Here is a 13,092-nt window from a genome sequence, read left to right as displayed (position 1 = left end):
TAGAAAAGCCTTATATATAGTTACCATGAAGAAAACATTGACATATGCTCTGCTCTTGCTTTTTAGTTTTGGCATTGCTCAAAAAATGGCTTACGTAGATACGCAGTATATTTTAAAACAATTGCCGCAATATCAACAATCAGAACAAAGACTTGACCATGAAGTTAAAAAATGGCAGGAAGAGATTGTTAACAGACAATCCATGTTAGAAAAACTTCGTATTGAGTATGAGAACGAAAAAGTTTTATTAACAGAGGATCAGCAAAAGTCAAGGTTGATGTCAATTGATAGTACAGATAAGGCGCTCCATGAATTTATTGAAAAAAAATTCGGATCAAAAGGAGAATCAGTCAATCTAAGAATTAATTTGGTTAAACCTATACAAGATCAAATTTGGAACGCAATAAATGCCATAGCCATAAAAGATAAATATAATTTAATCTTAGACAAATCGTCAGATTTAATTATGGTTTATACAGATTCCAAATATGACATCACAGATAAAGTGTTGAAACAATTAGGAATTGCAACCAAAAAGAAAGAGGATAAAAATGGTAAATCATCTTCTATGATATCCAATTCAGATGAAGTTGATGATAAAGAAGCTAAAATTAAAAATGCTAAGAATTCTGATGAAAATGCAATAGATAAAAAAGATAAAGAATCTACTAAAAAGCAACAAAAATCAGGATGGGGAAGAAAGTATGTTCCTAAAAACAAACAAACTAAAAAGGAACATGTTCAAAAAGAGGAAGTAAATGAAGTTTCAGAGGAAAAAAATATAAATAATGTAAAAAGTAAAGATTATCCTAAGGAGGAAGATGTACATGAAATAACTGCACCGGCTCCTAAGAATAAAGAAAGTAAAACAGTAAATAATAAAGAATCTAAAACTACCATTAAATCGCAACCAAAATCAGGATATGGTAGTAAATATATACCTAAGAAAAAAACTCAAAATAATAATCAAACTAATGATAAAACAAGTAAATAATAAAATTAGAATAAAAATGAAGAAAATCACATTAGTATTCCTCTTAACTGCATTTGTTGGAGCTTTTCAATTAGTTAAAGCTCAAAATATAGCTCATGTTAATTCAATGGAATTATTAAGCCTGATGCCGGAAAAAAAAGCAGCTGATGATCAATTAAAAACATTAGCAGACCAAAAAAAGGCAGAAATTAAAAAACAAGAAGACAGTTTTTCTGCTAAGTATGAAAAAATTCAAAAAGATTTGCAAGGAAAATCACAAGCTGATCTTGAAAAGATGAAAGATCAACTTCAAAAATACGAAGAAGATTTCCAAAAAGATCAACAAAGTCTAGTAGCTTTAAGAGAAGAAGCAGCAAAAGCTTTAGATAAAAAACAAGCAGATTTATATGAGCCTATCATGAAAAAAGCACAAGATGCGATTGATAGTGTTGCTAAAGCTAAAGGTTACCTTTATGTTTTTGATACTTCTCAACCATCTCTTTTATATGCTGAAGGACCAAATATTCTAAATGATGTTAAAGCTAAATTAGGAATAAAATAAGAATTAAGATAGAACAAGATAAAAGAGGCTTATTAGCCTCTTTTTTTATGTATAAAAACAAAAAAATTGATTAAAACTTTAAATAAATGGTAAAAAATTTATGATGTAATAAACACTTTATATGATAATAATTTACCCTAGAAATTACACCTAAAAAATTTTAAGGTAAAAAATCGATGAGCCTTTCTAAAGCCATGGCGCGAGAACCTTTCAATAAAATATTTTGCGTTGGTAGGGTATGGCTTTTAAGATATTCTTTCATATCATTAGTCGTATGAAATTTTTGAACTCTGGTAGTCGTCGTGTTGGTTGAATAAAAATTTTCACCAACTAAATAAATAAAATCAAAATTTAACTTTTCTGCAAGATTTACAATCTTTTGATGTTCTAAAACCGATTCGCTGCCCAATTCATACATATCTCCAATAATTATAGATTTAGTTCCTTTAAAATGAGAAAAATTTTCTAAGGATACTTCCATACTGCTCGGATTAGCATTATAGGTGTCTACTACTAAAACTACGTTTTCCTTTTCCACAACTTGTGAACGTTGATTTTGAGGGGTATAATTTTCAATCCCTTTTTTAATCGTATTCGTATCTATGCCAAAATAAAGCCCTAAGGAAAAAGCAACGCAAATATTTGTAAAATTGTATTGACCGGTAAGTTGAGAATTAATTACAAGGTCTTTATATTGAATACTAACCCGATGGTTATTTTCTAATAAAGAGAAAGTATATGAGCCATGAGAACCGAAAGTTATTTTTTCTATTCCTTGACTCAAGGAAACTTGTAAAGGATCATCGGTATTTATCAGAGCTGTTTTCTTATATTCTCTCAAGAAAGCATAAAGTTCTGATTTTCCTTTAATTACTCCTTCTTTTCCTCCAAAGCCTTCTAAATGAGCTTTACCAAAATTTGTTATATAGCCAATAGTTGGTTGTGAAATACCGCTTAATAATTCAATTTCTTTAAGATGATTGGCCCCCATTTCAATGATAGCAATTTCATGCTCGGGATTTATAGATAAGATGGTAAGCGGCACTCCAATATGGTTATTTAGATTGCCCTGTGTGTATAAAACATTAAATTTTTCACTTAAAACGGAAGCTATTAGTTCTTTAGAAGTAGTTTTACCATTACTTCCGGTTAAACCAATAACAGGAATGTTTATTTGATTTCTGTGATATCTTGCTAAATTTTGTAAAGCAACTAAAGAATTTTCAAAATAGAAAATGCCTTTTTCAGGATTTGATACATCAATATCATCTACAACGGCAGCTAAAGCGCCATTTTTTATTGCTTGTTCAGCAAATCTATTTCCATCAAAATTATTTCCTTTTAAAGCAAAAAATAAATTGCCTTTTTCAATTTTTCTGGTGTCCGTTGCAATTCCTGAAGATTGCAAAAAAATGGAATATAATTCAATAATTGTCATATATAATCTTCCTGGTTTACTTTGAAATTTACTATACAAAAATAAATAATTGTTAGCTACATAGATCAATAATCAATCTTTAATAATTCAATTATATAAATATAGTCAGAACAAACAAAAGTCGTTTTTGATATATGTTTTATTTAAAAAAAATCAAAAATTTCAAATAAATAGGTTTATGAAGTTAAAGAACGGTTAATTAAATTGAAGTTAAATTTTCTAATTTGTAATGTAGGGATTAATTTTAAAATTAATGTGAAAGGAGATATAATAAAAAAACAGCTTACTAATAATAAGCTGTTTTAAACATATTTAGTTTTTACAACTTTATAGAACCTTCATTTCGTATAAAACATTATTCATATTCCTTACCGCATCAGCTGAAGCTTTAAATTTAGCTTTTTCAGTGTCATTGAGTTCTAGTTCAACAATTTTTTCAATACCGTTTTTACCTAAAACTACAGGTACTCCAATACAAATATCGGTTTCACCATATTCACCGTCTAGGTAAACGGAACAAGGAATTACTTTTTTCTCGTCTCTAATAATGGATTCAACCACTGCAGCTCCGGCAGCTCCGGGAGCATACCATGCTGAAGTTCCTAATAGTTTAGTTAATGTAGCACCACCAACCATTGTATCAGAAGCAACTTTTTCTAATTTATCTGCAGATAATATTTTTGAAAAAGGTACCCCTTGGCAAGAAGCAAAACGAGTTAAAGGAATCATCGTTGTATCCCCGTGTCCCCCTATAACCGTAGCTTGAATATCGTTTTGAGAAGCTCCACTAGCTAAAGATAAGTAGGTTTTGAAACGAGATGAATCCAATGCTCCTCCCATACCAATAACTCTAGATTTAGGTAATCCTAAAGATTTAAGAGCTAAATAGGTCATGGTATCCATAGGATTCGAAATAATTACCAATATAGCTTCCGGAGAATATTTTAATATATTAGTTGCAACGTCTTTAACGATTCCTGCATTAGTACCAATAAGATCTTCACGACTCATTCCCGGTTTTCTGGGAATACCTGAAGTAATCACGGCAACATGAGATCCGGCAGTTTTAGAATAATCGTTAGTACTTCCCGTAATAGTAGTGTCAAATCCTAAAAGTGATGTGGTTTGTGTTAAATCTAAAGCTTTACCTTCAGCAAAACCTTCTTTTATATCAACGATTACTAGTTCGTCAACTATTTCTTTCCTTGCAATGTTATCAGCACAAGTAGCCCCTACGGCTCCGGCGCCTACTACAGTTACTTTCATATTTTTATACTTAATTTATTGTTAATAATCTTCTCAAAGGTATAATAAGTTTAATTATAATAAAATGTCGTTTATCATCTTTTAAAACATAACTCTCCAATTTTAAATTCACTATTTTTTTTAATAAATTTGATAATTATTTTACATCCCACATACATGGAATATGAATTAACGGTAATAATACCGGTTTTTAATGAAGAAGATAATCTTGAACGAGTTAAAGAAGAAATGTTGGCATTTCTACATGCTGCTAAGAAAAAGTCAAAAGTACTTTTTGTTAACGATGGTTCTAAAGATTCAAGTCTTTCGGTAATTCAAAAAATTTGCAACGAGAATCAAGAATTCTTTTATATATCATTCGATAAAAATTATGGATTAAGTGCCGCAATAAAGGCCGGATTTGATTATGCCGATACTCATTGGGTCGGATATATTGATGCAGATCTTCAAACATCTCCCATGGATTTCAACATTCTTTTAGATTATGCAGATCAATACCAATTAGTTACAGGAGTTCGGTCCAACAGGAAAGACAGTAAAGTTAAGAATCTTTCATCGAAAATTGCGAATGGAATCCGACGTGCTTTTACTCATGACGGGATGGATGATACGGGGTGTCCTTTAAAAATTATTCAAACTGAATATGCGAAAAAAATTCCGATGTTTAAAGGATTGCATCGTTTTCTTCCGGCAATGATATTACTTCAAAACGGTAAAATTAAACAACTTCCGGTACAGCATTTCGAAAGAATTGCCGGTAAATCCAAATTTCATTTATGGAATCGTCTGATTGGGCCTCTAAGTGATTGCTTTGCTTACATTTGGATGAAAAATAAATATATCAATTATAAAGTAGCTGAGAAAAAAATATGAAAAATATCTTAGCTGAGAATCTTTTTTTTAATGATCTATTTGCAAAGTATTTTACCTTAAGTTTAGGTTTTCTTGCACAAATACTTTTTTCAAGTAGAATGATAATTCAATGGATTTCAGCAGAAAAAAATAAAAAGGTTACTTCTGATCTCATCTTTTGGCAGGTAAGTCTTGTTGCTTCCTTCTTTTTATTCGTTTACGGATATTTAAGACATGATTTTTCAATTATGTTAGGGCAGTTGATAACTTATTACATTTACATTAGGAATATTCAGCTTCATGATGCCTGGATGAAATATCATGTAGTTTTTAGATATATTTTATATTTATTTCCTGTAGTGGCAATTATATTTAGCCTTTGGAACAGTGCTTTTGATTTACATAAACTTTTTAGCAGGGAAAATATACCCTTATGGTTACTTATATGGGGAAGCCTCGGACAAGTTTTGTTTACTATGCGATTTATCTATCAATGGATTTATTCGGAAAAAATTAAGAAATCGGAATTACCTATGGGCTTTTGGATTTTAAGCCTTACCGGATCATTGATGATCTTTATTTATTCAATTATCAGAAAAGACCCTGTTTTATTTGCCGGGCATATCATAGGAATTATTGTTTATACAAGAAACATAATTATTTTGAAGAAAAGTGATAGTTAAATAAAATAGTTAATAAAATATATTTGACTATTTTTCGATTATATAGTAATGAAAATTTTTTATTTAAAAATATCATTTTAAATAAAATAAAATATGCATGAAAAATAATAACACTAAGCATATAACAATATTGTTTTGCACTTCTCTGATTATATTAGGGATAAACTTAGGAGTCATGCCGGTTAATATAATGGAGGCACGAAACTTTATCACTGCAAGAGAAATGGTGCAAGACGGACATTGGTTTTTGACTACATTAAACGGAGAACCAAGGTATGAAAAACCACCTCTTCCAACTTGGATGACTGCTTTTTTTGGGTATTTATTCGGATTTCATTCGGTGGCAATTTTACGTATATCCGTAGTTCTTGTGACCATGCTCCTCGTATTTTATATCTATAAATTTTCACTGAAATTAGGGCTTACGGGACAAACCGGTTTTCAAAACGGATTAATTTTATTAACTTCTTTTTACGTTTATTTTGCAGGTAGAGATAACCAATGGGATATTTATTGTCACAGCTTTATGATTGTTTCCATATTTTATCTATGGAATCTGTTACGTTTGAAAAACGGTGCAATAAAAAATTCAATACCGGGAGGAATTTTTCTTGCCTTTTCCATGCTTAGTAAAGGTCCAGTTTCATTATATGCATTGCTTCTTCCGTTTTTAATTTCTTATGGGTTTATTTACAAATTTAATTTTAAAAATAAAAAGATTTTAAAACCACTATGTATATATATGCTTATTGGTCTTATAGGAGGCCTTTCCTGGTCGGCTTATGTACATTGGATGGATCCGGAACATTTGAATTCAATGGCAAAAAAAGAAACGGCCCGATGGATTAATGATTATAACTCCAAATCCTTTTTTTATTATTGGAGCTTTTTTACTCAATCCGGAGTATGGACTATATCTTCCTTAGTAGCTCTCTTTTATCCTTATATGAAAAATAAGGTTTCCAACCTTAAAGCCTATCAATTTACCTTACTGTGGACACTATTTTCCTTGCTTTTACTCAGTTTTATTCCGGAAAAAAAAGTACGGTATATTTTGCCCACCTTAATTCCCCTTGCTTTGAATACAGGATTCTATATAGAATTCATTCTTAAGGGAATTAAAAATAAAAAAGATTCTGTGTTGATTAAGATAAACTTTGGGTTATTAGGTTTAGTAGGAGTTGTTTATCCTTTGGTAATATATTTATTTTTTAAAGAAAAAATTACGCGACAATCCGATTGGGCATTATACTCATCCCTGGTTTTATTTATAGTAGGAATAAGTATTATGTATTTCCTTATTAAAAAATCTTGGTATCGTGTATTTAATTCAATTATACTATTACAATGTGTGGTTATAATTTTTGTTTTCCCTCTAGCCAAGAGTTTTTTGTATAATCCCAATTATAAGTCTGTAAAAGATTTGCATAGATTTACTGCAAATAAAATGACCTTGTATGATTATAAATACATGTCACCCGAAATTGTTTGGGATTACGATGATAAGATTCCATCTATTGACAAGGCAGGAATTAGAGATCAATTGGTATTAAAAAATAAAAATTATGTCGGAGTCCTTTGCTTTCAAAAAGATACGGAAAATTTAATTAAAGAATTAAGCTCAATTTATAACGTTAAAAAAGTTTCGTATGTTGATTTAAATACTGTGGCTCCTTCCGGCAAATCATACAAAGAGAGATTAGCTCGTGACTTCCTTGTTATTTATAAAAAATCAAATCCTAATCAAGAATAAATAATAACTATTTAAATATTTTTTTTAAAAAACGTTTAAATTTTGCTTTGGATTCAATTTTACGATTAAATTCTTTCTGATAATGAGCAATTTTAGATTTTACTTCATGTAAAGGATATCCGGAAACTTTAGAATATTCTTCAATTAATAAGTCTAAATAGGGTTGCTCCTTAATATTATTTGATAAACTTTTCATCTTAATATCAAAAGATAACTCTTCATGAAATTCCATTCTGTTTAAATCTACCAAATACATTTCGTAATCATTATTTTTACGGATAATAAGAGTATTTCCGGGTGTATTATCTTTAATATAAACCCCTTTAGTATGAACATAGTAGGAAAACCGAGCAAAGGCTTTCACACATTCAAAACCATCCGGTTGATCGTATAATTCTCGCAAGGTAAAATCATAGGAAACGTATTTTGATATGTAATAACTGGAAGTTATACCCATGATATCAAAATTTTCAATATAAGCCAGAGGTTCCGGGTTTAATATATTTAATTCCAGAAGTTTTGTTCCGTGTTCAAAAGATCTTCTAGCTTTAGATTTTCTAAAATATCTATATACAAATTTATTTATTAAGTGAGGTTTTTTAAAACTTTTAATTGTAATATAATCTCCCTTAAAAGGAACTTTTTTTATAACATTTCTTTCCGGGTTTCCAAGAATTTCATCATAACTATTAAAATTATTGATAATGTTTAATAATTCATCTTTGCTTTCCTGATTTTTTTCGTTTAGAATGTATTTGCGCATTTAATATAAAAATTATAATTGTTTTTAATAACAAATTTAGCTTATATTTAAGGTTTTATAAGATAAGAGATAATAAGTGAAATAGTAGGCATTTAAAAACAACAAATTTAATAAATTTTCGTTTTTTTATTAGCTTTGTCAATTATAAGAAATAAATGAAGAAAATTATATATTCAATTCTGATTTTAAGCCTTTTGGGAGGCTGCTCAACCAAAAAAAACGGGATAACTCATCGTACATATCATCGGATTACTACTTGGAACAATACTTTATTCAACGGCCAAGAAGCATTAAATGAAGAATTGAAATCAAGAAACTCAAGATACAGGGATAATTTTTCTGCCATTTTACCGGTAGAACCGGGTAATCCTTTTGTGGAGGAAAAAGAAAATTCTTTTGATAATTTCTTAGCAAGTTCAGATAATAACACTGCAAATCTATCAGGAGAACTAAAAGATAATTTAAAAAATTTAGATGCCCAAGGAGCCATAAATTCCTTATCTGACGCTTTTGGGAAGATGTTAGGTGCAGGTAATGATTCGAAAGCGCAAGGTTATGACAAAGCTATAGAAAAAGGAAAGAAAGCCGTTGAAAAACACTCAATGCTTATAAAAGGAAAAGAATATAATTCCATGATGAGTGAGGCTTACCTTTTGTTAGCAAGAGCTTATTATTATAAAAGAGATCCGTTTGAATCTCTTAACTATTTGAATTATATGAATTCAACCTTAGTAAAAAATACTAAAAAAGCTCAAGTTGAAGGTTATATGGCCTTAGCACAAGCACAATCAGGAAATTCTTTTCAAGCGAATGAAATTTATGAAAAACTCATCAATCAAAAATTAAAAAAAAGAGATGCAAAATTTATCTCTAAAATATATTCTCAATTTTTAATTGATGAAAAAAGATATTCAGAAGCTGTAAAAGCTTTAGATGTTGCAAAAAAATATAATAAATGCAATACAAACCAAGCCCGTTTTAGTTTTATTCAAGGTCAATTGTCAGAAAAATTGAACGAAAAGGATTTGGCAAGAAACTATTATAATTTAGCTTTTAAGAAAAAATCTACTCCTGAATTGGAGATCAAATCACAAATAGCTTTATCTAGATTGTATAAAAAAGAGGATAGCTTAGCCTATACGAATAGAATTAAATTTTTAAAAGGATTAACCAAAAAAGGATTATACCAATCCAGAAAAAATGAAATTTACTATGCAATGGGGCTAACTTCCTTAAAAGAAGAAAGAAATAAAGATGCGATGAACTATTTTTTTGCATCTTTAAAAGAGGAAGAGAGTGATCCTCAAATACGAGCATTAGTTTATCAAGAAATAGGAGATAATTATTTTTCAAAACCTGACTATGTCTATGCAAGTGCCTATTATGACAGCGCAATTTCAAGATTTGTTGATCCGGCAATGAAAAGAAAATTAACAGCTAAAAATAAAGTTTTAGAAGAAGTAACCAAAAAATTTTACTTAGTAAAAAAGAATGATAGTATTATAATGGTTGCTAAAATGTTACCCGAGCAAAGAAATAATTATTATCAAAAATATATAAATCAACTAAAAGAAAAAGAAGAAAAAGAAAGATTACAACAAGAAAAGAATCAAAGAAGAGAAAATAATACCGAGTTTGCTACCGAATCGTTTGAAAATACAACATCTGCATTTACGATGATTACACCCAATACCAAAGGAAAATGGTATTTTTATAATAATAACCTGAAGCAAGTAGGTCAAACAGAATTTAGAAAACAATGGGGGGATAGAATGTTGGAGGATAACTGGCGAATAAGCAATAAGATTTCAAATTTAGATGATGTTAAAACGCAATTATCGGGTCAGTCGGATTCTAAGAATCCTAGACGATTTGAAGTTGAATATTATACAGAAAATTTACCTAAAAGTCAATCAGAAATAGATGTTTTAAAAAATCAGAGAGATTCTGTGGAATTATCTTTAGGAATTTTATATTACGATCAGTTACATGATGTAAAATCAGCTACCTTTACTTTAGAACATTTATTATCAACTCAACCTTACAATGAGGAAATAAAAGTTTTGGCAATGTATAACTTGTATCGATTTAATCAAGGAGAAAATCAAGTGTTAGCAAAAAAATACTCAGATATAATAACTGCCCAATATCCTGATACTAAATATGCTTACGCTATTTTGCATCCTCAAGTTAATGAGTTAAAAACTAATTCTTCAGATGCAATCTTGTTTTATGAAAATGCCTATCAAAAATACAAAAACGGTAACTATTCAGAAGTAAAAGACATGGCAAGTCAGGCACTTTCCAAATATCCCAAAGATGAGATAATAGCTAAATTTGCCTTACTTTCCGCTTTTTGTGATGCAAAATTAGGAAATAAAGAAGAGTTTGAACAATCGTTAGAACATATTGCTGTCTTATATAAAGATAAAGAAGAGGGAAAGAAAGCTGCAGATTTATTAAAATTCTTTAAAGATAAAAAAAAGGAAAGCAACAAAAAATCTGTAATAACCAATGATCCTGAGATCAAAGCTAATTTCCCGGTATTAGAAACAAACTCAATGAATTTGCCTACATTAGAAAATTGGCAAAACAATGATGTGGATATCGATAGTAAAGATTAAATGGGTTCGCTTAACTTAGTAAGTATAATTTTTAAAAAGTTGAATTTAGCTAACTAAATGCTATCTACCGGATAATATGATTTAAATCATATAGTTATTTATAATCATTCTAAATAAAAAACATACCTTTGAATTGATAAATGAAAAATTTACTTTATATAAATAAAGTAAAGGAGTAATTTTCACTGTGTGTTCTCACAAAATTGGTTTTATTTTATTTAGTTTATAAAGCAAAATTTTTGGTTACAAAAATTTTGCTTTTTATTTTACTAGGGATACTATAAGAATTGATTTATTCTTTGGTTATTTTTAAGTTTAATTCCTCTAATTGTTGCTCATGAATATAGGAAGGAGCATCTATCATAACATCTCTTCCCGAATTATTTTTTGGAAAAGCAATATAATCACGAATTACTTCTTGTCCCCCTAAAATAGCTACAAAACGATCAAAGCCAAAAGCTATACCGCCATGAGGAGGAGCACCAAATTTAAAAGCATTCATTAAAAAGCCAAATTGAGCTTCGGCTTCTTCTTGAGAAAATCCTAATAAAGAAAGCATCTTTCCTTGTAATTCTTTATTATAGATACGAACAGAACCTCCTCCAATTTCATTACCGTTTAAAACGAGGTCATAAGCATTGGCTCTAACTTCTCCGGGGTGGGTATCCAAAAGAGGAATATCTTCAGGTTTTGGAGAGGTAAACGGATGATGCATGGCAACATACCTGTTTTCTTCCTCATCCCATTCAAGTAATGGAAAATCGACAACCCATAAAGGAGCATAAACTTCAGGATTTCGTAAGCCTAAACGTTCAGCTAATTCCATACGTAATGCACTTAATTGAGGGCGCACTTTATGAGTTGGCCCCGATAAAATTAAGATCAAATCACCGGGTTGAGAATTTGCTTTTTGTATGATTGCTTTTAGTTTTTCTTCAGAATAAAACTTATCTACAGAAGATTTAATACTTCCGTCTTCATTGTAACGTATATAAACCAATCCCGATGCACCTATTTGAGGTCTTTTTACCCAATCGGTCAATTCATCAAGCTGTTTTCTAGTATAAACAGCACATTTTTCAACGTTAATACCAACCACTAATTCTGCTTCATCAAATACTTTAAAACCGCTGTTCTGTAATTCTTCATTGAATTCAATAAATTCCATTCCGAATCGAATGTCCGGCTTATCATTACCGTATTTCCTCATTGCTTCCGCATAAGTCATTCGAGGGAAGTTGTCAAAAGAAAGATTTTTCAGCTCTTTTAAAAGATGTTTGGTTAGACCTTCAAATGTTCTGAGAATATCTTCTTGTTCAACAAAAGACATTTCGCAATCAATTTGAGTGAATTCGGGTTGGCGGTCTGCACGTAAATCTTCATCACGAAAACACTTAACTAATTGAAAATATTTATCTAAGCCCCCAACCATAAGTAATTGTTTAAAAGTTTGAGGCGATTGAGGTAAGGCATAAAATTGTCCGGGATTCATACGAGACGGAACCACGAAGTCTCGTGCTCCTTCAGGTGTAGACTTTATTAAGACTGGGGTCTCCACTTCAATAAAACCTTCTTGAGATAAATAATTTCTTACCAGTTGAGCAACCTTACTTCTGAAAATTAATTTTTCTTTAACCGGATTACGTCTTATATCCAAATATCTGTATTTCATACGTAATTCTTCGCCTCCATCTGTTTCATCTTCAATTGTAAATGGAGGAACCAACGATGGATTAAGTATGAATAATTCTTCAACTAAAATTTCAATAGCACCTGTAGGTAAATTAGGATTTTTGCTGGATCTTTCAATTACTGTTCCTGAGACTTTAATAACAAATTCACGACCTAATTTTTTTGCTTTATCAATTAGATCCTTATCGGTTCGTTGTTCATCAAAAACAAGTTGAGTGATTCCATATCGGTCGCGTAAATCTATCCAGGTAAGGAATCCTTTATCACGAATAGTTTGGATCCATCCGGCAAGAATTACTTTTTGTCCTATATTTGATTCATTAAGTTCTCCGCAGGTGTTGGTTCTATACATGTTGACAATTTTTATACAAAAATAATTATAATCTGTTGAATAGGAATTAGAAATTTTACGTTAATGTAAAATTTAAAAGGTACTAGATTTTATCAAGAATTATTTTTTGATTCAGTAGTCTTTTCAATTATTTA

Annotated in this window: 10 protein-coding genes; 6 read left to right on the top strand and 4 right to left on the bottom strand. The window is 30.1% G+C overall.

Going from position 1 to position 13,092, the window contains the following annotated elements; all coding sequences use genetic code 11:
- Positions 1 to 25: 25 nt before the first annotated feature.
- Both C4S75_RS02235 and C4S75_RS02230 read left to right on the top strand, forming a co-directional pair.
- On the top strand, positions 26 to 994 hold the full coding sequence (locus tag C4S75_RS02235; protein WP_105296702.1) for an OmpH family outer membrane protein: 969 nt from the start codon (positions 26 to 28) through the stop codon (positions 992 to 994).
- Between the two features lie 16 nt (positions 995 to 1,010).
- Complete coding sequence (locus C4S75_RS02230) at positions 1,011 to 1,535, top strand: OmpH family outer membrane protein (protein WP_158254198.1); 525 nt, start codon at positions 1,011 to 1,013, stop codon at positions 1,533 to 1,535.
- 160 nt (positions 1,536 to 1,695) lie between these two features.
- Here the strand turns inward: C4S75_RS02230 and murF are convergent, their stop codons facing one another.
- Together murF and mdh are read right to left on the bottom strand one after the other, a co-directional pair.
- Positions 1,696 to 2,973 carry a UDP-N-acetylmuramoyl-tripeptide--D-alanyl-D-alanine ligase gene (murF, locus tag C4S75_RS02225; RefSeq protein ID WP_105296700.1) on the bottom strand — a complete coding sequence of 426 codons (1,278 nt, stop codon included), beginning with the start codon at positions 2,971 to 2,973 and terminating at the stop codon, positions 1,696 to 1,698.
- A 327-nt stretch (positions 2,974 to 3,300) separates the two neighbouring features.
- Positions 3,301 to 4,239, bottom strand: a complete 939-nt coding sequence (gene mdh, locus C4S75_RS02220; protein WP_105296699.1) for a malate dehydrogenase — start codon at positions 4,237 to 4,239, stop codon at positions 3,301 to 3,303.
- Between the two features lie 156 nt (positions 4,240 to 4,395).
- On the opposite strand from mdh, the gene C4S75_RS02215 reads away from it, so the two are divergent.
- The 3 genes from C4S75_RS02215 to C4S75_RS02205 all read left to right on the top strand — a co-directional run bounded on the left by C4S75_RS02215 (position 4,396) and on the right by C4S75_RS02205 (position 7,527).
- Positions 4,396 to 5,112, top strand: a complete 717-nt coding sequence (locus C4S75_RS02215; protein WP_105296698.1) for a glycosyltransferase — start codon at positions 4,396 to 4,398, stop codon at positions 5,110 to 5,112.
- Positions 5,109 to 5,774, top strand: a complete 666-nt coding sequence (locus tag C4S75_RS02210) for a lipid-A-disaccharide synthase N-terminal domain-containing protein (protein WP_105296697.1) — start codon at positions 5,109 to 5,111, stop codon at positions 5,772 to 5,774. Before C4S75_RS02215 ends, C4S75_RS02210 begins: the two co-directional genes overlap by 4 nt.
- A 97-nt stretch (positions 5,775 to 5,871) precedes the next feature.
- Complete coding sequence (locus C4S75_RS02205) at positions 5,872 to 7,527, top strand: glycosyltransferase family 39 protein (RefSeq protein WP_105296696.1); 1,656 nt, start codon at positions 5,872 to 5,874, stop codon at positions 7,525 to 7,527.
- Between the two features lie 7 nt (positions 7,528 to 7,534).
- Here the strand turns inward: C4S75_RS02205 and C4S75_RS02200 are convergent, their stop codons facing one another.
- Positions 7,535 to 8,290, bottom strand: a complete 756-nt coding sequence (locus tag C4S75_RS02200) for a Kdo domain containing protein (RefSeq protein ID WP_105296695.1) — start codon at positions 8,288 to 8,290, stop codon at positions 7,535 to 7,537.
- Positions 8,291 to 8,445: 155 nt separating this feature from the next.
- Here C4S75_RS02200 and C4S75_RS02195 point away from each other — a divergent pair, with 155 nt between their 5' ends.
- Positions 8,446 to 10,914 (top strand): lipopolysaccharide assembly protein LapB, encoded by a 2,469-nt coding sequence (locus C4S75_RS02195; RefSeq protein WP_105296694.1) that lies wholly within the window; start codon positions 8,446 to 8,448, stop codon positions 10,912 to 10,914.
- Positions 10,915 to 11,206: 292 nt separating this feature from the next.
- Here C4S75_RS02195 and aspS read toward each other — a convergent pair whose 3' ends face one another.
- Positions 11,207 to 12,958: an aspartate--tRNA ligase gene (gene aspS, locus C4S75_RS02190; protein WP_105296693.1), complete on the bottom strand. Its 1,752-nt coding sequence runs from the start codon at positions 12,956 to 12,958 to the stop codon at positions 11,207 to 11,209.
- Between the last annotated feature and the right edge of the window lie 134 nt (positions 12,959 to 13,092).

The organism is Apibacter sp. wkB309 (genome assembly GCF_002964915.1).
Classification (GTDB): domain Bacteria; phylum Bacteroidota; class Bacteroidia; order Flavobacteriales; family Weeksellaceae; genus Apibacter.
The sequence above is the reverse complement of the archived record's forward strand: the minus strand, read 5'-3'. Positions and strand labels throughout refer to the sequence as shown.

Excerpts from the sequence above, each read along its gene's own strand:
- C4S75_RS02235 (WP_105296702.1), top strand. The coding sequence starts at position 26 with ATGAAGAAAACATTGACATATGCTCTGCTCTTGCTTTTTAGTTTTGGC.
- C4S75_RS02230 (WP_158254198.1), top strand. The coding sequence starts at position 1,011 with ATGAAGAAAATCACATTAGTATTCCTCTTAACTGCATTTGTTGGAGCT.
- C4S75_RS02195 (WP_105296694.1), top strand. The coding sequence starts at position 8,446 with ATGAAGAAAATTATATATTCAATTCTGATTTTAAGCCTTTTGGGAGGC.
- C4S75_RS02215 (WP_105296698.1), top strand. The coding sequence starts at position 4,396 with ATGGAATATGAATTAACGGTAATAATACCGGTTTTTAATGAAGAAGAT.
- C4S75_RS02205 (WP_105296696.1), top strand. The coding sequence starts at position 5,872 with ATGAAAAATAATAACACTAAGCATATAACAATATTGTTTTGCACTTCT.
- C4S75_RS02210 (WP_105296697.1), top strand. The coding sequence starts at position 5,109 with ATGAAAAATATCTTAGCTGAGAATCTTTTTTTTAATGATCTATTTGCA.
- aspS (WP_105296693.1), bottom strand. The coding sequence starts at position 12,958 with ATGTATAGAACCAACACCTGCGGAGAACTTAATGAATCAAATATAGGA.
- C4S75_RS02200 (WP_105296695.1), bottom strand. The coding sequence starts at position 8,290 with ATGCGCAAATACATTCTAAACGAAAAAAATCAGGAAAGCAAAGATGAA.
- mdh (WP_105296699.1), bottom strand. The coding sequence starts at position 4,239 with ATGAAAGTAACTGTAGTAGGCGCCGGAGCCGTAGGGGCTACTTGTGCT.
- murF (WP_105296700.1), bottom strand. The coding sequence starts at position 2,973 with ATGACAATTATTGAATTATATTCCATTTTTTTGCAATCTTCAGGAATT.